18 protein-coding genes and 4 tRNA genes are annotated in these 20,143 nt (G+C 60.5%); 6 read left to right on the plus strand and 16 right to left on the minus strand.

The features are described 5' to 3' along the window. From AB8E48_RS04995 to AB8E48_RS05005, 3 genes are all read right to left on the minus strand, one after another. A partial coding sequence (locus tag AB8E48_RS04995; RefSeq protein ID WP_368885960.1) for a helix-turn-helix domain-containing protein occupies positions 1-440 on the minus strand: 440 nt, incomplete at its 3' end. 133 nt (positions 441-573) lie between these two features. Then, positions 574-1,035, minus strand: coding sequence for a MaoC family dehydratase (locus AB8E48_RS05000; RefSeq protein ID WP_368885961.1), 462 nt, complete (start codon positions 1,033-1,035; stop codon positions 574-576). After that, the gene (locus AB8E48_RS05005) at positions 1,035-1,487 is read right to left on the minus strand and encodes a MaoC family dehydratase N-terminal domain-containing protein (RefSeq protein ID WP_005504824.1); all 453 of its coding nucleotides are present in this window, start codon (positions 1,485-1,487) and stop codon (positions 1,035-1,037) included. The genes AB8E48_RS05000 and AB8E48_RS05005 overlap by 1 nt, the downstream gene beginning before the upstream one ends. Before the next feature lie 202 nt (positions 1,488-1,689). Here AB8E48_RS05005 and AB8E48_RS05010 point away from each other — a divergent pair, with 202 nt between their 5' ends. After that, the gene (locus AB8E48_RS05010) at positions 1,690-2,691 is read left to right on the plus strand and encodes an LLM class flavin-dependent oxidoreductase (protein ID WP_368885962.1); all 1,002 of its coding nucleotides are present in this window, start codon (positions 1,690-1,692) and stop codon (positions 2,689-2,691) included. Between the two features lie 161 nt (positions 2,692-2,852). Here the strand turns inward: AB8E48_RS05010 and AB8E48_RS05015 are convergent. The 5 genes from AB8E48_RS05015 to AB8E48_RS05035 form a co-directional block, all read right to left on the minus strand. Continuing rightward, a tRNA-Thr gene (locus AB8E48_RS05015) sits at positions 2,853-2,924 on the minus strand. A gap of 1 nt (position 2,925) precedes the next feature. Continuing rightward, positions 2,926-2,999 (minus strand) — tRNA-Met (locus AB8E48_RS05020). A 38-nt stretch (positions 3,000-3,037) separates the two neighbouring features. After that, positions 3,038-3,109, minus strand: a tRNA-Thr gene (locus AB8E48_RS05025). Between the two features lie 268 nt (positions 3,110-3,377). Continuing rightward, positions 3,378-5,594: a DEAD/DEAH box helicase gene (locus AB8E48_RS05030; protein WP_368885963.1), complete on the minus strand. Its 2,217-nt coding sequence runs from the start codon at positions 5,592-5,594 to the stop codon at positions 3,378-3,380. Positions 5,595-6,243: 649 nt separating this feature from the next. Further along, entirely contained in the window at positions 6,244-8,091 is a 1,848-nt protein-coding gene (locus tag AB8E48_RS05035) for a DUF2079 domain-containing protein (protein WP_368885964.1), read from the minus strand. Between the two features lie 220 nt (positions 8,092-8,311). Here AB8E48_RS05035 and AB8E48_RS05040 point away from each other — a divergent pair, with 220 nt between their 5' ends. After that, a complete protein-coding gene (locus tag AB8E48_RS05040; protein ID WP_368885965.1) occupies positions 8,312-9,574 on the plus strand; it encodes a DNA-3-methyladenine glycosylase in 1,263 nt (420 codons plus the stop codon). 89 nt (positions 9,575-9,663) lie between these two features. Here the strand turns inward: AB8E48_RS05040 and AB8E48_RS05045 are convergent, their stop codons facing one another. From AB8E48_RS05045 to AB8E48_RS05055, 3 genes are all read right to left on the minus strand, one after another. Further along, positions 9,664-10,041, minus strand: a complete 378-nt coding sequence (locus tag AB8E48_RS05045) for a thioredoxin family protein (RefSeq protein WP_049353817.1) — start codon at positions 10,039-10,041, stop codon at positions 9,664-9,666. A 337-nt stretch (positions 10,042-10,378) separates the two neighbouring features. Then, positions 10,379-10,460 (minus strand) — tRNA-Tyr (locus AB8E48_RS05050). 186 nt (positions 10,461-10,646) lie between these two features. Continuing rightward, a complete protein-coding gene (locus AB8E48_RS05055) occupies positions 10,647-11,033 on the minus strand; it encodes a hypothetical protein (RefSeq protein WP_368885966.1) in 387 nt (128 codons plus the stop codon). Positions 11,034-11,174: 141 nt separating this feature from the next. Here AB8E48_RS05055 and AB8E48_RS05060 point away from each other — a divergent pair, with 141 nt between their 5' ends. Continuing rightward, entirely contained in the window at positions 11,175-11,666 is a 492-nt protein-coding gene (locus AB8E48_RS05060; protein ID WP_005508322.1) for a YajQ family cyclic di-GMP-binding protein, read from the plus strand. Positions 11,667-11,886: 220 nt separating this feature from the next. Here the strand turns inward: AB8E48_RS05060 and htpX are convergent, their stop codons facing one another. Then, a complete protein-coding gene (gene htpX, locus AB8E48_RS05065) occupies positions 11,887-12,771 on the minus strand; it encodes a zinc metalloprotease HtpX (protein WP_368885967.1) in 885 nt (294 codons plus the stop codon). Between the two features lie 139 nt (positions 12,772-12,910). After that, the gene (locus AB8E48_RS05070; RefSeq protein WP_303949388.1) at positions 12,911-13,174 is read right to left on the minus strand and encodes a hypothetical protein; all 264 of its coding nucleotides are present in this window, start codon (positions 13,172-13,174) and stop codon (positions 12,911-12,913) included. A 193-nt stretch (positions 13,175-13,367) separates the two neighbouring features. On the opposite strand from AB8E48_RS05070, the gene AB8E48_RS05075 reads away from it, so the two are divergent. Continuing rightward, on the plus strand, positions 13,368-13,958 hold the full coding sequence (locus AB8E48_RS05075; RefSeq protein ID WP_368885968.1) for a Fur family transcriptional regulator: 591 nt from the start codon (positions 13,368-13,370) through the stop codon (positions 13,956-13,958). A gap of 115 nt (positions 13,959-14,073) precedes the next feature. Here the strand turns inward: AB8E48_RS05075 and AB8E48_RS05080 are convergent, their stop codons facing one another. Beyond that, positions 14,074-15,408 carry an SseB family protein gene (locus AB8E48_RS05080; protein WP_368885969.1) on the minus strand — a complete coding sequence of 445 codons (1,335 nt, stop codon included), beginning with the start codon at positions 15,406-15,408 and terminating at the stop codon, positions 14,074-14,076. A gap of 279 nt (positions 15,409-15,687) precedes the next feature. Between AB8E48_RS05080 and AB8E48_RS05085 the strand changes: the two genes are divergently transcribed. Continuing rightward, entirely contained in the window at positions 15,688-17,025 is a 1,338-nt protein-coding gene (locus AB8E48_RS05085) for a DUF6882 domain-containing protein (protein ID WP_368885970.1), read from the plus strand. A gap of 153 nt (positions 17,026-17,178) precedes the next feature. After that, positions 17,179-18,150: an EamA family transporter RarD gene (gene rarD, locus AB8E48_RS05090; RefSeq protein WP_368885971.1), complete on the plus strand. Its 972-nt coding sequence runs from the start codon at positions 17,179-17,181 to the stop codon at positions 18,148-18,150. Between the two features lie 93 nt (positions 18,151-18,243). Here rarD and AB8E48_RS05095 read toward each other — a convergent pair whose 3' ends face one another. Together AB8E48_RS05095 and AB8E48_RS05100 are read right to left on the minus strand one after the other, a co-directional pair. After that, positions 18,244-18,387, minus strand: a complete 144-nt coding sequence (locus AB8E48_RS05095) for a methionine/alanine import family NSS transporter small subunit (protein WP_080974200.1) — start codon at positions 18,385-18,387, stop codon at positions 18,244-18,246. 8 nt (positions 18,388-18,395) lie between these two features. Next, a complete protein-coding gene (locus AB8E48_RS05100; protein WP_368885972.1) occupies positions 18,396-19,979 on the minus strand; it encodes a sodium-dependent transporter in 1,584 nt (527 codons plus the stop codon). Between the last annotated feature and the right edge of the window lie 164 nt (positions 19,980-20,143).

Here is a 20,143-nt window from a genome sequence, read left to right on the forward strand (position 1 = left end):
GCCTCGAGCTTGCGCACGCGCTCTTCGAGTTCCTCCTCACGCGTTGGTGGCACCGCCCGCACCGACCCCTTTGGCCTGCCCTTGGGCTTGGGCTTAAGCGCCTGCGCGCCGCCTTCACGGTACAGCCTGCACCACTGCTTCAACGGTGTCGCACTCGCAATACCGAAACGTACCATCGCCTCAGGCTTACTCATCCCACCATCAACCACTGCCTTCGCTGCGGCGACCTTGGTCTCATAGTTGTATCTGGTCTGTTTTACTCCCATGGCAAGAAGCCCGTCCTTCCCGATTGCGCGGTGCATTTTCTGCCACTCTCTCACAGTCGCGGCAGACACACCAAGCGTCCTGGCGGTCATACGATAGCCGAACCCCTTCTCGAACATCTTCACTGCTTGTTCCCGGAGCAAACGGTCATGTCTCATTCCCAGGTGTGCAGACATGAAAAGCCTCCTGTTTCTTGGACTTTATTTTTGATGTCCAAGAAACGGGAGGCAGTTCATAGGTAGCGCCGGGGCTTCCAGCAACATTATCTGCGAGCACAGAAACTCTATGCCGAGAGACTAAGCTGAGAGACTATGCCGAGAAACGAACCACAACCTGGCTCTTCATCAGAACCTTCTGCTCCTTGCCCTCCTCGTCACGGGCGGTGACGGTCAGGTCAATGCGGGCGGTGCGCTCCTCCTCGTTCAGGGCGCCCACCTTACCGCTAATAGTCAGGGCGTTCGTGGGGGTGTCGGGGTTTTCGCCGCCGGGTGCATCCGCCACGGGAACGGGCTTGGTGAAGCGAGTCTGGTAGTCCACAATCGCGCCGGGGTCGTCCACCCAGTCGCTCACGAGCTGCACGGCGGTACCCATGGTCAGCATGCCGTGAGCAATCACGCCGGACAGGCCCACCGACTGAGCAAAACGCTCGTTCCAGTGAATCGGGTTGAAGTCACCGGATGCGCCAGCGTAACGCACCAGCGAAGCGCGGGAGAGCTCCACGGTACGCGAACCGATTTCCTGGCCCTTTTCAAGATCTTCAAAACGCACCATTAGTTCTCCTCCTCAGCACGAACCAGCAGCGAAGAAATGCAGGTGGTGACCGGCTCGCCCTGCGCGTCAACGATTTCTTCGCGGGTGGTCAGCATTGCGCCGGCGCCCATGACGCGCACGGAGTCCACGTGAACTTCGGTGCGCAGCTCATCACCGGCAACAATGGGGCGGTGGTGGGTGAAGCGCTGGTCGGCGTGCACCACGCGGGAGAAATCAATACCGGCGGAATCGTCGTTGATGAGTGCCGCGTCGGCTGCCTGCGCCAGGATAATGGCGAAGGTCGGCGGGGCAATCACATCTGCGTACCCTGCCGCGCGGGCTGCCTCAACGTCGTGGTGAAGGGGGTTTTCTGCGTGAACTGCTCGGGCAAATTCGCGGATCTTCTCACGGCCGACAACGTAGGTGTTCTCGGACGGGTAGACCCTGCCCACAATCTCAGGGTTAATGCTCATGGTTTCAGTCTACAGCTCTTGTGCACAGTGTTCAGCTTGGGCGCGCAGAGTGGACGGCGCATCGAAGATTCAGAGGGTACCCGCGCAGTATTTCGTCGCATTATTTACCTGCTAGCGAAGGCGCGCAATGTGCCCCTACACTTCTTGCCCAGGCAAGAGTAGGCTGAACGGGTACCCGCAATCTACTTCAGAAGGAAAACCCATGTCTGCCAGCGTAAAAATTTCGGTTCTTGACCTGATGCCGCACCGCTCCGACCAGAGCCAGCATCAGACCATGCTCAATACCATCGATGCGGCTCGCGCGGCTGAGTCCTACGGCTACGAGCGATTCTGGGTCGCTGAGCACCATAATGCCGGTTCCCTGCTGTCCTCGGCAACCGTGGTGGTCATGGCGGAGATTGCCGCCGCCACCGAGCGTATTCGCGTGGGTTCGGGCGGCATTATGCTCCCCAACCACGCACCCTACGTGGTGGCAGAGCAGTTCGGCACCCTCAACGCCTTCCACCCCGGCCGCATCGACCTGGGTCTGGGCCGTGCGCCCGGCACCGACCCGATGACCGCCGCCGCCCTACGCCGCGACGATTCTGCCGCCATGAGCTTCCCCGCCGAGGTGCAGCAGCTGCAGCGCTTCCTGGGCGAGCCCTCCCCCATGCACCGCGTGCACGCCATCCCCGGTCAGGGCTCGAAGGTGCCCCTGTACATTCTGGGTTCTTCCCTGTTCGGTGCGCAGCTTGCCGCGCAGCTGGGCCTGCCCTACGCCTTCGCTTCGCACTTCGCGCCCGCCATGCTGCAGGAGGCTGTGGATACCTACCGCGCGAACTTCAAGCCCTCCGAGCACCTGGAGCAGCCCTACGTCATGGTGGGTGCCAGCGCAATGCTCGCTGATACCGATGAGCGCGCACGCTACCTGTACACGAGCCAGCAGCAGCACTTCCTGGGCGTGGTGCGCGGCAACCTATCTTTCGCACCTCCCGTGGAGGATATGGACACCATCTGGACCGACGCAGAGAAGATGCACATTGAACGCATGACCGCCGAGGCGATTGTGGGCTCTCCTGCCACCGCGCAGGCACGTATTGAGGACCTGGTGGCACGCACAGGTGCTGACGAGTTAATCGTCATGACCGAGGCGTGGGAGCACGAGGACCGCCTGCGCTCCTACGAGCTGCTCTCCCAGCTGCCGGTGGTAAGCCGCGCCTCCTAACGCTTTCGTAGGAGCATAAAGATGAAGCCCCCGAGTTCTTCTCGGGGGCTTTGCTGTACCCAGCATCGAGCCACGGGGCTAAGGACCTGCCTGAGTGGGTTTTGGGCGCAGACAAAATGGGCAAACAAAAAAGCCTGCCTCCGAAGAGACAGGCTTATCTGAGCCCCGACCGGGAATCGATCCCGGGACCTCCATCTTACCAAGATGGCGCTCTACCACTGAGCTATCGGGGCGTAGCGGTGGACGGGCTCGATCCGTCGACCTCACGATTATGAGTCGTGCGCTCTAACCAGCTGAGCTACACCGCCACATCATTAATACGTGCTCTCGCATGAATTAATGAGAGAGCCCCGACCGGGAATCGATCCCGGGACCTCCATCTTACCAAGATGGCGCTCTACCACTGAGCTATCGGGGCAACAGGTAAAACTATACAGGTCTTCAGGAATGCTCGCAAGCGGAAAAGCTATGGCATACACCACATTTGGGGCCTATGTGCTCCCCGAGCAGCCATATGAAAGCCAAACATTAGCCAAGCACCACCACAATAGCTGCCGCAGACGCACAAAGACCGGCAGGAGAGCTCATCGCTCCCCTACCGGTCTTTGAATCATATGCGGTTGCGGGCAGCTAGCCGATCATCTCAGCGGCCCCACATGACGCAGGCTCTAGGCCAAGCCGAAACCTTAGTAGCGCTTGCCACGGCCACCGAAGTCACGGCCGCCGTCGCGGTTACCGCGGTAGCCGCCATCGCGGCGGTTATCGCGACCGCCGAAGTCGCGGTCGTTGCGCTTGAAGTCGCGACCACCGCGGTCCTCACGGCGGTTATCACGGCCGCCGAAGCCGCGACCACCGAAGTCACGGTCATTGCGCTTGCCACCGAAATCGCGGCCGCCATGCTTGAAGTCACGGTCACCGCCGAAGTCACGGCCACCGTCACGGTTACCGCGGTAGCCGCCCTCACGACGGCCACCTTCACGACGACCACCCTCACGGCGATCGAAGTCACGGTAACCACCCTCACGACGACCGCCGCCGAAGCCGCGGCCACCGCCACCCTTGGGACCATTGTCCTTACGGATGTTGATGAACTCGCCAGCGATCTTGGTGTCGCGCAGGCGATCGAAGAAGTCGCGGGGCAGGTCCTCGGGCAGACCAACAATGGTGAAGTGCTGGCGAATGTCGATCGAGCCAATCTGGGAGCCCTTAATGCCACCCTCGTTAGCCAGCGCACCCACAATAGCGCCTGCGGTCACGCGGGAGGAACGGCCAACGTTCAGCTTGTAGTTGACCATGCCCTCGTCGTTGTGTGCGCGCTTTGCCTTGCGGCCGCCGCGGTCCGAATCATCGTCGGAGAAGGGGCGGGAGTTGCGTGCGATGTCCTCTTCCTCGTCGAGGAAGAAGGGGCGACCCTGCTGGGCAATAACAGCCAGTGCGGCTGCGATGTCCTCAGCGGTGGTGTCGTGCTCGTTCTCGTAGTCTTCGATAATCTGGCGGAAGAAGCTCAGGTCCTCAGACTCGATGGTCTCGGTAATCTGCTGTGCGAAGCGCTGCTTACGGGTCTCGTTCACTGCCTCTGCGGTGGGCATGTGCATCGGCTCGACCTTCTGGCGGGTTGCCTTCTCAATCTGACGCAGCATGTACTTCTCACGCGGGGTGACGAAGAGGATTGCGGCACCTTCGCGACCTGCACGGCCGGTACGACCGATGCGGTGCACGTAGGACTCGGTGTCGTGGGGGATGTCGTAGTTGACGACCAGGGAGATACGCTCAACGTCCAGGCCACGTGCAGCCACGTCGGTTGCCACGAGGATGTCGATGCGACCGTCACGCAGGGCGTCGACGGTGCGCTCACGCAGCTGCTGGGGGATGTCACCGTTAATCGCTGCTGCCGCGAAACCGCGTGCCTTCAGCTTGTCGGCGACTTCCTCGGTTTCCTTCTTGGTGCGCACGAAGACGATGATGCCGTCGTAGTTCTCAACCTCGAGCACGCGGGTCATTGCATCCAGCTTGTGGGAGTGCATGACTTGCATGTAACGCTGGGTGATGTTTGCGCTGGTGGTGGTCTTTGCCTTGACGCGGACCTCGACGGGGTCGTTCAGGTACTGCTGAGCGATCTTGCGGATTGAGTTGGGCATGGTTGCGGAGAAGAGTGCAACCTGCTTGCTGTCGGGGGTGCCCTCGAGGATCTTCTCCACGTCTTCGGCGAAGCCCATGCGCAGCATTTCGTCTGCCTCGTCCAGTACCAGGTACTGCAGGTTGGACAGGTCCAGGGAGCCCTTTTCGAGGTGGTCAATCACGCGACCGGGGGTACCGACGACAACCTGCGCACCGCGGCGCAGACCAGCCAGCTGCGGGCCGTAGGGGGAGCCACCGTAGATGGGCAGGACGGTGAAGTCCTCCATGTGGGTTGCGTAGGAGGAGAAGGCTTCTGCAACCTGCAGAGCCAGCTCACGGGTGGGTGCCAGGACCAGGACCTGGGTGTCGCGGGAGACACCGTTGATGTCGGCGAGTTCAGCCATGCGGGACAGTGCCGGCAGCGCGAAGGCTGCGGTCTTACCGGTACCGGTCTGTGCCAGACCAACCACGTCGTGGCCTTCGAGCAGCAACGGGATGGTCTGTTCCTGAATGGGGGACGGCTTCTCGTAGCCGACCTCTTCCAGCGCTGCCAGGACGCGTGCGTCCAGGCCCAGGTCGGTGAAGCGTACGCCTTCTTCTTCAGCCTTTTCGGCGGGTGCTTCTGCGGCAGTTTCTTCTGCAGCGGTTTCTGCAGTTGCTTCTGCAGTGGTTTCTTCTGCTTCTACAGCAGGGCTCTCAACGGTGTTCTCGGTGATGTTCTCAGTGGTCACAACGGTCTCTGCCTCGGCGTTCAGTTCGGCCGGGGTAGCAGTATTCTCAGTCAATTTTTCCTCTATACGGTAGGGGTGGATAGCGCACGCTTTTCGGCGCTTACCGGGTGTCCCCTTCACGGCCCAGCCACACATCATCCCCTGGGGAGTAGAGCATCCAGGAGGCCTCCGTTACCGGCGCATTCTGCAGAGGTGTTCTGCGGATGCTGCGGGTAGCGGCTTTTTGCTGGGGGTGGTCTTGAATTTCTCGGCACATTATCCGCACGCCTGCTCGTACTCTGCGCTCAGCGCACAGTAGTCCCTGTGATTCAGGGGTGTACAGGGTGGGTAATGCTCACATGCAATGTCACGTATTCCTGGTGGTTCGCCTTCCCGCTCTACGGCGGTGGTGTGTCTGTTACAGCAGACGCAGCAAAGACGCTGGACCAGAGATCGTTAAGAGAAGCCCGCGGGTACGGTATGAACCGCATTTTTATGGGGCGTATCAATCGGTGATGGTGAGTACGGCGCACCTACAATTCCAGCACCACCTTGGGTGCCGGGTGCGCACAAGACCTTCATCGGGGGTTCCCGTGTTCTACCTAGTGTACCGCAGGGTCCCCGCTTGGGCTATAAAAAGGTGCTTAAAACCTCATCTCTTAAAGGCGAGCGCCCACCCTCACTTTCGGAGGGTGGACGCTCATTGAGAAGTTAAACCGAGGGGCTAGTCGACGCGTCGCACAATATCAATCGTGCCGACGGTTGCGTACTTAGCGTAGGAGTGGCCGTAGCGGTCGGCCGCGTACTGCGCGGCGTTGGTCGGCGGGTTGCCGCCCCAGGAGTTGCTCTTGCGGTCAATGACCACGTAGTCGGGGGCGGGTTCGCCGGTGTGGCCAATCCAGTAGACGGTGCGGCCGGGAATCAGCTGGGTCAGAATCGACAGGTCAGATGCGACCGTTACCCCTTCGGGCACCTTCTGCACTGCGTCCTGCTTCATCTGGTCGGTGGTGGTCAGAGCGGAGGCGGTGAACTGTGCGTTACCCAGGGATGCGAGGGGCTGCTGGGAACCAGCAACGAAGATTGGGGACACCGCGAGGAAGAGCGCCACGGCGGGCAGAACCCATACGGGCATGCGGCGAGCCAGAGTGGTCAGGCGGCCGGGTTCAGTCGGTGCAACAGCATCCTGGGTGGAGGCGCTATCGGCTACTCGCGCAGCCGAGCGTACCGGAATCTCGGCGGGAACCACGCCGTAACGTACACGCACGACAGCATCCAGCAGAGCAAGGAAGACGACGGGCATAAGCACCAGCGAGTAGTGCCAGGTGCTTGCCCAGTAGGATTCCATGGTGGAGAGCAGACGCCAGCCGAGAGTCGGCAGGGCAATTGCCGCCAGAGGAGAAATGACCCAGAGGATTGCGCCGGTAATGAGCAGCAGTCCGAGGGTTGCCAGCTTGGTGTTGTTGCTAAGCATCTGCAGAACCGAGCCGAAGGGGTCGCCCAGGGCTGCGGAGAAGTTCACCTTGTCGGCGTAGTCGAAGTTACCGCCGCTGTTGAAGTAGGGCAGAATCACGTAGATGGCGACGGCGGACCAGAACACACCCCAGATCATGACCATGGTGGATTCTGCGACGGCGGGGGTGCGCGCCCAGGAGGAGTAGAGCTGCTGCATGCGGGTGCGCATGGGGGCGGGGGTACCTGCGGAGAGGCGCGGCATCAGGATGTCGACGGCGGTGCTCAGCCAGCCGGTGCGGATAAAGATAATGAGGCCGATAGCTGCGACGGTGATACCCATATCTTCTTTGACGAAGGCGATAGGCAGGGACCACCAGCAAGCGTAGGCGAGGTAGCGCGCGCGTTCGGTACCGCTTACGCGCGAGGCGAGCACCAGGTAGCCGAGGCTCATGGCGAGCAGCGGCACGGCGAAGGCAACCTCGTGGAATTGGGCGGCGATGGCCTGCTGAACGCCGAAGCTGAGGGCAAAGCCGGCACCGAGTAGCAGACCGGTAATGGTGGGGATAACGCCCTGATACTTTGCGGGCTTGGCGTTCTGAGCGGGTTCAGCGGTACCGGTCGTAGCGAGTTCAGCCTTCTGGGCGAGCGCGAAGGCACGCTGGGTAAAGCGCACAATGGCGAAGCTTGCGAAGGCGACCATGGCGTTCTGCACGACCAGTAGCGTGGTCGGCGAAGGGAACAGCGCGTAGACGGGGCCGAGGAGCACCAGAATCGGGTGGAAGTGGTCACCCCAGAGGTTAAAGTCGGGTCCCTTGATGGGCACGATGGGCACGGAGAAGTGCGAGTACGCCTGCGCCATCTGGGTGAAAATCGCAAGGTCCCAGGAGGGGGTCACCCAGTGCTTCATCTGCTGCAACGAGTAGTAGGTGTACAGCGCCATGACGGCGGCGGCGAGGAGCAGACCGGGCAGAAGTTCGAGAGGGCGGATGCTCTTGACGCGCTCGGTGAAGGACTGGCGCGGCTGTTTCTGGGTACGCTGGCGGCGCGCGCCTGTAGCGGTGCCGCTCTTCGTTTCAGGTGCGTCAGTCATCGAGGGTGCGTCATGTGCTTCCGGTGCCATAGGCGTCCTTCTCTCGGGGTGATGTCCGGGCGTGGGCGCCCTTGTGAACGGGCGGAACGCATAGCCTGTGTTGTGCCGGTGGCGGAGTTTGCGTTCATTTTCGCTCTACTTTAGGGTATCGCATTAGCGGTATGCCTGCCCTTCCTGCACTTTTTGTATCTTGTTCTTCAAATATCTGCCCCGAATGCTACTGCCCGGTTTGGGCGCATAGACTGGTGGGGTGAGTACGTTTCCTTCTTCAATCCCCGGCGGCGCGAACCCCGGTAACCACCCTGGAGCGGGTGTGCAGTGCGTCCGGCATCCTTTGGCGGCCGCTGGTGTACCCTATGCGCCGGCGTTTACGGATGTTCTTCAGGAGCCTACCGTTCTTCACCAGCCGCGCGTCCAGGTTCGTACTCTCTCCCCCGCGGCTTCGATTCTTCCGGGGGCTCTGGCTCCCGAGGCGTGTGAAGTCGTGATTGAGCCGCAGGTTCCGGTGCAGTTGGCGCAGACTTTGGGGTCGTTGCGCCGCGGCGCTCAGGACCTTTCCTATCGTGCGCTCAGCCGCGCGGATGGCGCCGAACGAATCTGGTTGACGGCCCGCACACCCTTTCATGAGTTCCCGGCGGTGCTGTACATCGAACGAGTTTCGGAGGCAACCAAGCTTCCCGAGGCTTTGTCTGCCCTGCACCGTCTGCTGATGCGCCCGGTGCGTATCCGCATCTGGGCTTCCTACACCGCCGCTGACCAGCAGATGCAGGCGCGAACCGATCTTCAGGCGCTGGCGCAGGAAATGACCTACTGGCTGGGGTTGCACGACCCCGCCGAGCAGTTCGGCGCGCTGTCGTCTTTTGAGGCTCTTCCGCCGCGTATTCAGCAGGCGTGGCGGCAGAATCCGGGTCTTCGCCTCAGCGCCTCCGGTCAGCTAGACCGGCAGATGCTCAACGCCATTGTGGAGCAGCGCATCACCCAGACCGAGGCGTTCAGAACCTTACACTGGGTCCTGCAGAAGTACGGCTCCGCCGCCCCTTCGACCGGGATGGGGCATCAGCCGGAGGGGATGCGCGTCTACCCCACCGCCCGGACTTTGGCGACGATTCCGACCTGGGATTGGCATCGGGCGGGCGTTGATAAAAGCCGCTACGATGCCGTGTACGCCTACACCCGTTCCGCCGAGTCTCTCAAAAACATTGCCGCAAACGGGAACATCGCGTTACTGGCGCGGAGCCTGCACACTGTGCGCGGCGTGGGCCCATGGAGCATTTCTGAGGCTCTGCAGCGCGTGTGCGGGCACCCGGATGCCATCAGCGTAGGCGACTATCATCTGGCGCACGCGGTCGGCGAGCTGTTCACCGGCAAGCGCACCGATGATGCGGGAATGCTCGCCCTGCTCGCACCCTACAGCCCGCATCGGCAGCGCCTGGTGCGGCTCATGCACGCCTCGGGCTTCTCAAAGCAGCGCTACGGGGCGCGTATGACCATTGAGGATCATCGCGACCGCTAACGCACCCTAACGAGGTTAAAAGGGACGGGGCGCCCCAGCCGGTTGTACCGGCGGGTGCGCCCCGTTCAAGCTCTTTTGTGGTGGTGAGCTTACTTCTTCTCTGCAGAGCCTTCTGCTGCTGCGATCTCTGCACGGACCTTGTCCATGTCGAGCTCGCGGATCGAACCGATCACGGTCTCCAGCTGGTCTTCGCGCAGTGCGCCAGCCTGCTGGTAAACCAGGATACCGCCACGGAAGCCCATGATGGTGGGGATGGAGGTAATGCCTGCTGCCTGAGCGAGCTGGCCCTGGTCCTCGGTGTCGACCTTGCCGAAAACGATGTCGGTGTGCTTCTCCGAAGCCGCCTCGTAGACGGGGGAGAACTGCTTGCAGGGACCGCACCAATCTGCCCAGAAGTCCAGGAAGACGATGTCGTTGCTCTCGACGGTAGCAGTCAGGTTCTGCTGAGTAATTTCAATAGTAGCCATGAGATAAAGCTACACCCTCTAGACCCCAATCGCGAATTGTTCGCCCTGGGATTCAAACATTGTGAAAGATATGACAACTTACCGTCATAGTTGACTCTTTCCGTGGCCAATTCTGCCGGTTCATGGGCGTGTCGCGGAGGCTCCAGCGAGGTGCCTGTAACGGGTTGCGGAGGCGCCGCATCCGGCGGGTGAAACGACCGGCGAGTAAAAACCGCACAAGAGCGCCGTATAAGAGTTTCACCGAGAAGCTCAGCGCGACTGTGCCTCGCCGCCCTTGGTTGTAGAAACCGGTTTTAGATACACAAAAGCCCGGTTACTTTCGTAACCGGGCTATTTGTGGCAGGTGAGGGATTCGAACCCCCGTAGGCAGTGCCAGCTGATTTACAGTCAGCCCCCTTTGGCCGCTCGGGTAACCTGCCGCCTAGCTAGGTGCTAGTTGCTCGCTCACGCGAACAGAGACTACTCTACAGCAGTTTTGGGGACTTGTACACTTCACGCAGGGTTTTGTGACGAAGGTTATATATTTGGCTGATTTTATCGATTACCTCGCCAACAGAGAGCGGCAACCCCGCCTCCCGAACAGCTGTGCCGCCTACACAGCAGCTTTAGAAGGAACGAGAAGGAGTATCGCCATCCTGCTCCAGCAGAAGCACAATCTCCAGATGCTCCAGGTAGCGGCGCGCCTGCTCCACGGTGCACATGTCGCCGGCAATCTCACGCTCCAGGTCACGGCGAACGCCGCGGAAACGCGCCACCAGCGAAGGCTCAGTCAGGGTAATTCCGATACCGTCAAAGGGAGAAGGCTCAGCATCTCCCTCGTGCAGGTCAAGGTGAATCTCGTGGCGGTCAGATTCGTTGAGACGCTCCGCCTCAGGAATACCCTCGGGTTCAGCACCCAAAGAAGTGTGCAGGTCAAGGAACAGAAGGGTTTGCAGGTCGCGAGCTTCCTCGCTCGTGCGTGCGTCCGTTACGGACAGGTTAGGAGTGGTCATATTTCTATTGTCCTCTTTTAAGGTTAGTGGCGCCTGTAAAACAGGCCCGTATTTCTGATAGTTAGCTGTGAACAAGAGCCCCAACCCGGTAGGCTAGTACTAACCGGTGCCAGTAGCACCTCATTCACGAAAGGAAAGCCCATGGCTAGCGAATCGTCATTCGACATTGTGTCCAAGGTGGACAAGCAGGAAGTTTCCAACGCACTGCACCAGGCGCAGAAGGAAATCTCCCAGCGTTACGACTTCCGCGGCGTTGGTGCAGAAATCGACTACTCCGGCGACAAGATCCTCATCAAGGCAAACGCCGAAGAGCGCGCCCTGGCAGTGCTCGACGTCTTCCAGTCCAAGCTCGTCAAGCGCGGCATCTCCCTGAAGTCCCTGGACTCCGGCAAGCCCTACGCATCCGGTAAGGAAACCCGCATCGAGTGCTCCATCAAGGAAGGCATCGCGCAGGACCAGGCGAAGAAGATCTCCAAGATGATTCGCGAAGAGGGCCCCAAGGGCGTGAAGGCGAACATCCAGGGTGATGAGCTGCGCGTCTCTTCCAAGTCCCGCGATGACCTGCAGGAAGTCATTGCAATGCTCAAGTCCGCCGATCTTGAGGTTGACCTGCAGTTCGTCAACTACCGCTAAGCTCAGGCGGCACTCCCCCGCCCCGCGATGGGTGAGGGAGGCGGTTAGAGGCCGATACGCAAAAATCCTCTACACAAAAATCCTCGGGGTGGCTACTTCCACAGTAGCCACCCCGAGGATTTTTTGTCTGCCAACCCGTCATCGCGGGTCATAATCGTCACGCTGGGTCATACTCATACAGCGTCATATTAGTACCCGAATGATTCAGCCAAGAAAAGACTTAATACTGACCCATCTCACGAGCCTGCTGCTGCAGGCGCGCAATACGCTGATCCATCGGCGGGTGAGTCGAGAGCATGTTCTTCAGCGAACCGAAGGGGTTCGCAATCATCATGGCGCTCGCCGCCTCGGTGTTACGGTTGTTCGGGTCCATCGGATACATGGACACGCCACTCTCCAGCTTATGCAGTGCCGACGCCAGAGCCAGCGGGTCACCGGTCAGACGTGCGCCGTCCTCATCAGCATCAAATTCGCGGGTGCGGCTAATGGCCATCTGAATGACCTGCGTAGCAATGGGAGCCAGCAGGGCAATCACGAACATGGCAATGGGGTTCGAGCGTTCACCGTCGCGGCTGGAACCGCCGAACATCGCACCGAACGAGAGGAACTGCGCGACCGTACCGATGATGGAGGCAATACCCGCCGCCACCGACGAGGTCAGGATATCGCGGTTGTACACGTGCATGAGCTCGTGGCCGAGCACACCGCGCATCTCGCGCTCATCCAGCAACTGCAGGATACCCTCAGTGCAGCACACCGCGGCGTTCTGCGGGTTACGACCGGTCGCGAACGCATTCGGGGTCATGGTCGGTGCCACGTAAAGGGCGGGCATGGGCTGGCCCGCACGAGAGGACAGCTCCTCAACAATGTCGTAGAGCACCGGGACCTCTTCACGGCTCACCGGGTACGCATTCATGGAGCGCAGGGCGAGCTTATCGGAGTTCCAGTAGGTGTACGCCACCGAACCCAGGCTAAACAGGCCCATAATCCAGATGAAAATGGAGGTGCGGAAAGTCGCCGAAAGCAGGCCACCGATGAGCAGCATCATGCCCACCATGGAGCCCATCAACAGGGCAGTTTTCAGTCCGTTGTTATGGCTGTGCATGGGTATCCTCCTGAACAATTAGGTCAGTGCGTACAGCGTGTACTTGACTCTATAGAATACGTGCAAGCACCTGCGGGCGCACCTTATGGCGCGCGGATTCACCCAGAGCGTCACCCAGACGCTAAAAGCGCGAGAAGAACTAGGGAATGGCGCCGGGGATATTCACCAGGGGCACCTGCTCCAGCACCTGCGCCGTAGCAGTCGGAAAAATACCCAGAAGAAGAATCGTGCCGTAAGCACCCAGAAAAAGGATGAAGAGCAGACCGAGCATCAGCTGACCCTCCAAGTCAAAGCCGGTAGTGGTGCTACGGTACTGACCGTAAATCACCGGGGTCACGATGGGCACACCAAAGAGCAGAATCATCAGCAGAATGTAGATGGGGTTTGTGAAGTCGTACGCCATGGCCCTATCCTCCTTGATGATGCTCGTCGGTACGGGTACTCTAGGTTCTTTGATTGTACGGCATCTCTTCACACCCGAGGCCGGGGTGAGGAGGAGCGCCACAGAGTGGATGAAAGGGACACCCTCCCGGCTTATTATGAGCTTTTCATAAAATAATGATGAATTTCTCATAATAACGTGTAGACTTAAACTTATGACCGACGCAATGACAACCTCCGATACGAAAAAGACCCAGAACCCAGACCATCACAACACCGGTTGCGCCCACACCACCGGCCTGCCCCTGCTCTCAGCCATGAGCCCCGAGCAGCTCGAAGAAGCATGGACCACCGGCCTGCGCACCAAGGGCCGCCGCGTCACCAAGCAGCGCCTCGCCGTACTCCACGCAGTGCAGGAACACCCGCACTCCACCGCCGACACCATCGTGCAGGCAGTCCGCGAGCGCATCCCCGCCATCACGGTCCAGTCGGTCTACGTCATTCTTGCCGACCTAACCGATATCGACCTGCTGCGTAAGTTCGAGCCGCCGGGAACCCCCGCCCTCTACGAAACCCGCACGGGCGACAACCACCACCACGCCTTCTGCGTACGCTGCGGCAAGGTCGAAGACGTGGACTGCGCGGTTGGCTCCGCACCCTGCCTGACCCCCAGCGATTTTCATGGCATGGCACTCTTCAGCGCAGACGTGCTCTACCAGGGCGTGTGCGTAGACTGCCAGACCGAGCAGGAGGCGGCACTCGCCCGCTCCCAGCAGGAGGCGGCAGCGCGCATCCTGGCGGCGTAGCATGAGGAATACACCAGCTCGGTCATGAGAGCTTTTAAACCGTTGAGGCGGCGACACAACTCGTGTCGCCGCCTCAACGGCTTTAAGTATTCAATGCAGGAGCTAATGCAGGAGCTTAGGCACCCATGCGAGGCTGCGAGCCCACAATCTCCAGCAGTTCGCGGATCTGCGCCGCAGTCAGCACCGTGGAGGGGTTAATCGCGTTCACCTTCACGCTCGGGGCGCCAATCTCCAGGGCGTAACGCAGAATATCCAGGGCGTTCGCCGAACGCACCTCAATATGCGGATCCAGTGCCGCAATCTCAATGGGCGAGGTGAACACCAGCAGGCTCTGCGGGTTACCGTTCTCATCCGGGTCAAAGACGAAGGAGGTACCGGACGGGTCAGCCGGGTCAACACCCACCAGCAGCACGGATGCCGGGGACACCAGCGAGCCGAGCAGCATCTGCATGTTGTCCTGAGTCAGCGCCATCTTCGCGCCGTCATTACGGGGAGAAGTGACAATCCACTGCACCTGAGCGCGCTCAATGTAGCATTCGTGGTCGGTGCCGGGGTCAACCACAATCAGATCCAGCGCCTCATTGCTGAGGAAGTCGATAAAGACCTTCATCGCAGGCTCGCGCAGAATCAGCTCGTCACCCTCGGATTCCTGACGCACGTAGCTCTTGCCGATGTGCTCGGAGGAGGAGAACACGCACAGCGCCTGCATACCGGTCTCGGGCATGCGGATGACCTGGTGGGTCAGCACCGATTCGGGGCCCATCGGGTCGGTCTCGGACGGAATCAGCAGGGAGCCGGTCGCATCCAGCAGAACGTCGCCACCGAGCATAGTACGAACCACGTTAATGAGGGTTCGCTCCTGCACATCGTTGCGGAAAGTCTCCAGGGCAGCGACCAGGTAGGGGTTCGGGATCTCGTGCTCGCTCGAAGACAGCGCCGCAGCAGCAGAGTGGCGGGCACGGCCCTCCATACGCTCACGAGCCCACTGCGGGATACGCGACGCATCACGCGGGAACTCAGCCAGGTGCTCACGCACGTCGGTTGCGGTCAGGGTTCCCTCGTTCTTCCAGCTGGCGGGCTCATCGTCACGGTTATAGGAGGCACCCACGCTGAACTGCGGGTTGGGCCAGCCGGTCGCCGCCACCACGATGGATGCGGTGAACCAGGTGCCGCGGTTACCGTCGTAGGCGGCACGCTGCAGCTTGCGGACCTCAGCAATAATGGGCGAGCCGTCCTTGAGCGGGCCGACGGTGCCAATGAACTCTTCACCGTCGCGGAATTCACGCACGCGCACAAAAATCTGACCTGCTAGAGGCTTGACGTCCAGCACCATTTCGCTCCAGCCGGGGTCAACACTAACGACATCCAGCAGCCAGCTTCCAATGTTGTTCAGCGCGTCCTGGATGCGCGCGGCGCGGCTACTCGTCTCGGCGAGGCGGGGTTCAGTCATAGTTCATACATCCTTGAGTGTGAATACGGCGCGGCTGGAGGCATCCGTGTTCGGTCGTAGTGTCGGCTTACAGGGTGCCGGAAGAAGCCGTCTCTTCGATTCTAACGAACACGGGCACTCCACGCAGATAGTTTACGCCGAAAGATATATGCTCTACCTCTCCCCTGCACCCCTCTAGACGGCCCATTCGACCCTCTTAGCGTCCAATACGCCTAAAGCGCACCCCAAAACCGGAGACACACGGCATAGTGAACGCTAAAAGGTTGATAATCTTGAAGCATGACGAATTCTCTGCAGGACCTTATCGACGCATCGATCTTTATCTCCACCGAGTACCAGGCTCGACTCGCTGAGCTCGTGGGTACCTCCGAGTGGAACGTGGACTTCACCTCCCAGTCTCTGGATTTTGAGACCACTCCCCCGCTTTCGCTCAAGCCGCACCTGCTGGGCACCGAATCTGAGAACCGCGGTACTTGGATTTGGTCTTGGCAGCAGCTGGGCTACTTCCCCGACTCCGTTGTTTCTGCCGCTATTCAGGCGCGCGAAACCGGTGAGCGTGACGGCCTGACCGAGCTGACCACCGACGAGCTGCCCCTCTCCGAGTCCCTGGCACGCCGCCTAACCCTGGCGACCAAGACCATTAGCGGCCTGTACGCACACTACCCGCTGCCCGCGGGTGCTGGCGTGCGCGCATGGACCCTGCTGGAGGGTGCTGAGCTGACCCTCGAGGCACCGACCTACAAGGGTATCGGCCGCGTCATCGCGAAGACCCTGCAGAGCGAAGAGATTCACAACCAGGTTCTGGCGGTGGACTCCTACGCTCAGCAGCGCGGCTTCCACATTGCCTGGGACACCGAGGCAACCGCCGTGCTGACCGCAACCGACGGCGCCCTGCGCCTGTGGTTCGACGACGGCCGCATCAGCGGCATCGAGCAGGCTGAGCCTCAGGTTGGCCCCGAGGTTCTGGAGCAGTGCGCAGCCGCTGCCGCTCAGCGCCGCGAATCCCTCGCCGCCCTGCGCACCGAGATTGAGCGCGTGGCAGCCGCTGAGGCAGCCGCACAGAACGCACAGCGTGAGCAGGAGGCGGCAGAACGCGCCGCCGCACGTGCCGAGGCTGAGGCTGAGCGCGCTGTCGAGATCGCAGAGCACGCACCGGTCGCAGAGACCGAGGTGCCCGGCGTCGAGAGCACCGAGAACCTCTACCCCGCCGACGAGGCTCCCTTCGATCAGGAACCGGCAGAGCACGCAGAGCCCGGCCTGGTCACCGTGGAGACCCTGCCCGGCGAGTACGAGGCAGAAGAGACCGAGCAGGCTCGCGTCTACACCGACGAGTCCATCGGTGCCGAGCAGCCCGAGTACGAGACCGTTGAGGCTTCCGTAGAGTACGCTGAGGAGCCGGTCGCAGCTGAGCCTGTTGCTGAGCAGCCCGCCGAGGTTGAGCAGGAAGCAGCAGAGTACGAAGAGCAGCACGTGGAGCCCATCCGCAACGCTGGCGCAGCTCCCGACCTACAGGCAGAGCACGAAGAGGCAGCCCGCCGCGAGCAGGAAGAAACTGCACGCCGCGAGGCAGAGCAGCCCAAGAAGAAGGGCTTCTTCTCCCGCTTCTTCGGCCTCTAAACCGAATACGCAGCAACACTTCAGGCGCGGTATCCTCGTGGTACCGCGCCTGCGGCGTTCGTGGAGGTATTCAGGCCTCTACCTACGCAAGCGCCGAATCGACGATTAGCATTAGAAGAACGTAACCGAAGAATCAGATCAGAAGAAGAAACGATGTCAGAGACTCAGAAACACACCACCCGCAACGGGTTTATCACCATCATCGGCACCTACCTCATTTGGGGCATGCTCCCCCTGTACTTCGTGCTCATGGCTCCCGCCGGTCCTATCGAAATTGTGGTGGCGCGAGTAGTCTTCTCCCTGATTTTCTGCGCCATGCTACTGCCACTGGTGCGGGCAACCGCGGACTTCCGCCGCGTTCTGCGGAACCGCCGCGTCATGCTGGTACTGACGGCTGCCTCGTTCCTCATCTGCGCGAATTGGCTCATCTACGTGGTGGCGACAACGACCGGCCACACGATTGACGTGTCCCTGGGCTACTTCATTAACCCGCTGGTCTCCGTGGTATTGGGTGTGATTTTCCTGCAGGAGCGACTGCGCGCCGCACAGTGGGTGTCCGTGGCAATCTCGTGCCTTGCCGTGCTGATGATGAGCCTCATCTACGGTCAGGTACCCTGGACCGGTCTGGGCGTGGCGTTCTCCTTCGGCATCTACGGCCTGCTCAAGGCACGTATCGCTCACGAGGTGAGCCCCATCGTTTCGCTCTCCCTCGAAACGCTGATCCTGGCGCCCTTCGGCATTGCCGCCCTCTTCGTGCTCAACGCGCAGGGTCAGATGACCCTCCTCAGCGAGGGCGCCGGTCACTTCTGGCTTCTCGCTTCCACCGGCGTGGTCACCGTTGTGCCGCTCATGCTCTTCGCCGCGGCAACCAAGGCACTGCCGCTCTCAGTCATCGGCATGGTGCAGTACCTGGGTCCGACCATCCAGTTCATTCTTGCCATCACCGTTCTGCACGAGCAGATGAGCCCCGACAAGGTGCTGGGCCTGAGCCTCATCTGGATCGCGCTCATCATTTTCACTGTGGATGCGTTGCGCGCCTCCCGCTCCTACCGACCCTCCGCACTGTCCGACCCTGAAACCGGCATGATTCCGCTGGTACAGGCTAAAGACGTCCAGAGCAAGTAGCCCCCCCAACGCCCGCGTAAAACGCCCATATAAACACAGTGATGCCCCGCCGGCTAACGCCAGCGGGGCATCACTTTATGTCGCGTTCACACGCTAAAGCTCAGAACCCTGAGCCTCAGCAGCATCATCGAGAGCATCCAGATCCGGATGACGGTGCAGGTTCAGCAGAGCCAAACCCAGGCCACCCCAAATAATCAGGATTGCCACAATGAGCATCACAATTGCGGAGATAGACATGAGGGCTCCTAACGGGTAATGGTCGAATCAACGTGGCCGTGCTCCACCTGACCGGCAATCACCGGAGGTGCCGGGGGCTCTTCAGCCGCACGAGACTTCTTCGACCAGGGCAGAAGAGAAACAACAATCGCACCAACCAGCAGCAGTGCGCTCATGCCCCAACCGAAGATCGCCAGCATATCCGCCGGGTAGCCCTCGTACGGGGTCTGAATCAGCTTGATGACGCTCTGAATCAGGGAGTAGCCCAGAACCAGCGGGGTCACAACAGCCAGCAGGACCATCCAAATCTTGCCGACCTTGATGGAGGAGTAGCGGTTCAGGTGCTCAGCCAGAGCGGGCAGTGCACGCACCACGTACGCCACAACAATAATTGCGCACAGGCCGGCAGCCAGAATACCGAAGAGGTTCACGAAGTTATCGAGAATGTCGAGCACGTACAGGCCGGTGGTGGTCGGCATCAGCAGCAGCGAAATCACGGCAACCGGAATAATCACCAGAGCGGTGGAGGCAAGACGCGAAGTCGCGAACTTGTCCTGAACACCCGCAATAATCACCTCAAGAATCGAAATGAGGGAGGTGAAACCAGCAAAGAGCAGGGAGCCGAAGAAGAGGATACCAATCAGCACGCCGCCGGGTGCCTGAGAAATAATGGTCGGGAACGCGATGAACGCCAGACCAATACCGCTGGTCGCGACCTCGCTCACCTGAGTGCCAGCAGCCTGAGCCATGAAGCCCAGAGCCGAGAACACGCCAATACCAGCCAGAAGCTCGAAACCGGAGTTTGCGAAACCAACCACAGCACCGGAACCGGTCAGGTCAGTCTTGGGCTTCAGGTAGGAGGAGTAGGTAATCATAATGCCGAAGCCAATGGACAGCGAGTAGAAAATCTGGCCGTACGCAGCAACCCACACGTCCGGGTTCGCCAGGGAATCCCAGCTGGGGGTGAACAGAGCATTCAGACCATCAATAGCGCCGGGCAGGGTCAGGGAGTAAATCACCAGGCCGACAAACATGACCAGCAGCAGCGGGATAAAGACGATGTTGGCAGCGCCCACACCCTTCTGAACGCCCAGAGCCATCACGGCAAGCAGCACGCCCCACACGAGAATCATGGGAATCAGGACGTTCATGTTGAAGTCCAGGGAGACACCGGGGTTGTCTGCAACCTTCAGGAACTCGCCCTGGAAGAACGCCTTCGGGTTATCACCCCACGCGTTGGTGAAGGAGAAAACCATGTAACGCAGCGACCACGCCACAATAGCGGCGTAGTAGATAGCAATCACGAAGTTAATACCCATGTGCCACCAGCCGATGAACTCGGTCTTACGGTTCAGACGGCGGAAAGCCAGCGGGGACGACGCACGCGCGCGGTGACCAATCGCGTAGTCAAAGAACAGGAAGGTCAGGCCGGCGGTCAGCAGAGCGACAATGTAGGGAATCATGAAGGCGCCGCCGCCGTTGTCGAATGCGATGTAGGGGAAACGCCAAATATTGCCCAGACCAACAGCAGAACCGATGGCGGCAAAGATAAAGACGCGACGGCTCGAGAAGCCTTCACGCTTTGCGGGCGCCTTAGGGGTAGATGCTCCCATAGTTGTAAACCTCGAATGTGTGGGGACGCGGATGGTTGGTGCGAGAATAACCCGTCGGGGTGGTTGGGCTCTGCTCGCGTCCAGAAATAGTAAACGGCTCTCCAACACAGGTTGGGCGTGGGAGCCGTCGAAGGCTTGAGGGGTGGATGTGCACCTCAGGCATG

The sequence above is a fragment of the Rothia mucilaginosa genome (assembly GCF_964211445.1).
Taxonomy (GTDB): domain Bacteria; phylum Actinomycetota; class Actinomycetes; order Actinomycetales; family Micrococcaceae; genus Rothia; species Rothia mucilaginosa_E.

Excerpts from the sequence above, each read along its gene's own strand:
- AB8E48_RS05000 (WP_368885961.1), bottom strand. The coding sequence starts at position 1,035 with ATGGTGCGTTTTGAAGATCTTGAAAAGGGCCAGGAAATCGGTTCGCGT.
- AB8E48_RS05005 (WP_005504824.1), bottom strand. The coding sequence starts at position 1,487 with ATGAGCATTAACCCTGAGATTGTGGGCAGGGTCTACCCGTCCGAGAAC.
- AB8E48_RS05010 (WP_368885962.1), top strand. The coding sequence starts at position 1,690 with ATGTCTGCCAGCGTAAAAATTTCGGTTCTTGACCTGATGCCGCACCGC.
- AB8E48_RS05035 (WP_368885964.1), bottom strand. The coding sequence starts at position 8,091 with ATGGCACCGGAAGCACATGACGCACCCTCGATGACTGACGCACCTGAA.
- AB8E48_RS05045 (WP_049353817.1), bottom strand. The coding sequence starts at position 10,041 with ATGGCTACTATTGAAATTACTCAGCAGAACCTGACTGCTACCGTCGAG.
- AB8E48_RS05055 (WP_368885966.1), bottom strand. The coding sequence starts at position 11,033 with ATGACCACTCCTAACCTGTCCGTAACGGACGCACGCACGAGCGAGGAA.
- AB8E48_RS05060 (WP_005508322.1), top strand. The coding sequence starts at position 11,175 with ATGGCTAGCGAATCGTCATTCGACATTGTGTCCAAGGTGGACAAGCAG.
- htpX (WP_368885967.1), bottom strand. The coding sequence starts at position 12,771 with ATGCACAGCCATAACAACGGACTGAAAACTGCCCTGTTGATGGGCTCC.
- AB8E48_RS05070 (WP_303949388.1), bottom strand. The coding sequence starts at position 13,174 with ATGGCGTACGACTTCACAAACCCCATCTACATTCTGCTGATGATTCTG.
- AB8E48_RS05075 (WP_368885968.1), top strand. The coding sequence starts at position 13,368 with ATGACCGACGCAATGACAACCTCCGATACGAAAAAGACCCAGAACCCA.
- AB8E48_RS05080 (WP_368885969.1), bottom strand. The coding sequence starts at position 15,408 with ATGACTGAACCCCGCCTCGCCGAGACGAGTAGCCGCGCCGCGCGCATC.
- AB8E48_RS05085 (WP_368885970.1), top strand. The coding sequence starts at position 15,688 with ATGACGAATTCTCTGCAGGACCTTATCGACGCATCGATCTTTATCTCC.
- rarD (WP_368885971.1), top strand. The coding sequence starts at position 17,179 with ATGTCAGAGACTCAGAAACACACCACCCGCAACGGGTTTATCACCATC.
- AB8E48_RS05095 (WP_080974200.1), bottom strand. The coding sequence starts at position 18,387 with ATGTCTATCTCCGCAATTGTGATGCTCATTGTGGCAATCCTGATTATT.
- AB8E48_RS05100 (WP_368885972.1), bottom strand. The coding sequence starts at position 19,979 with ATGGGAGCATCTACCCCTAAGGCGCCCGCAAAGCGTGAAGGCTTCTCG.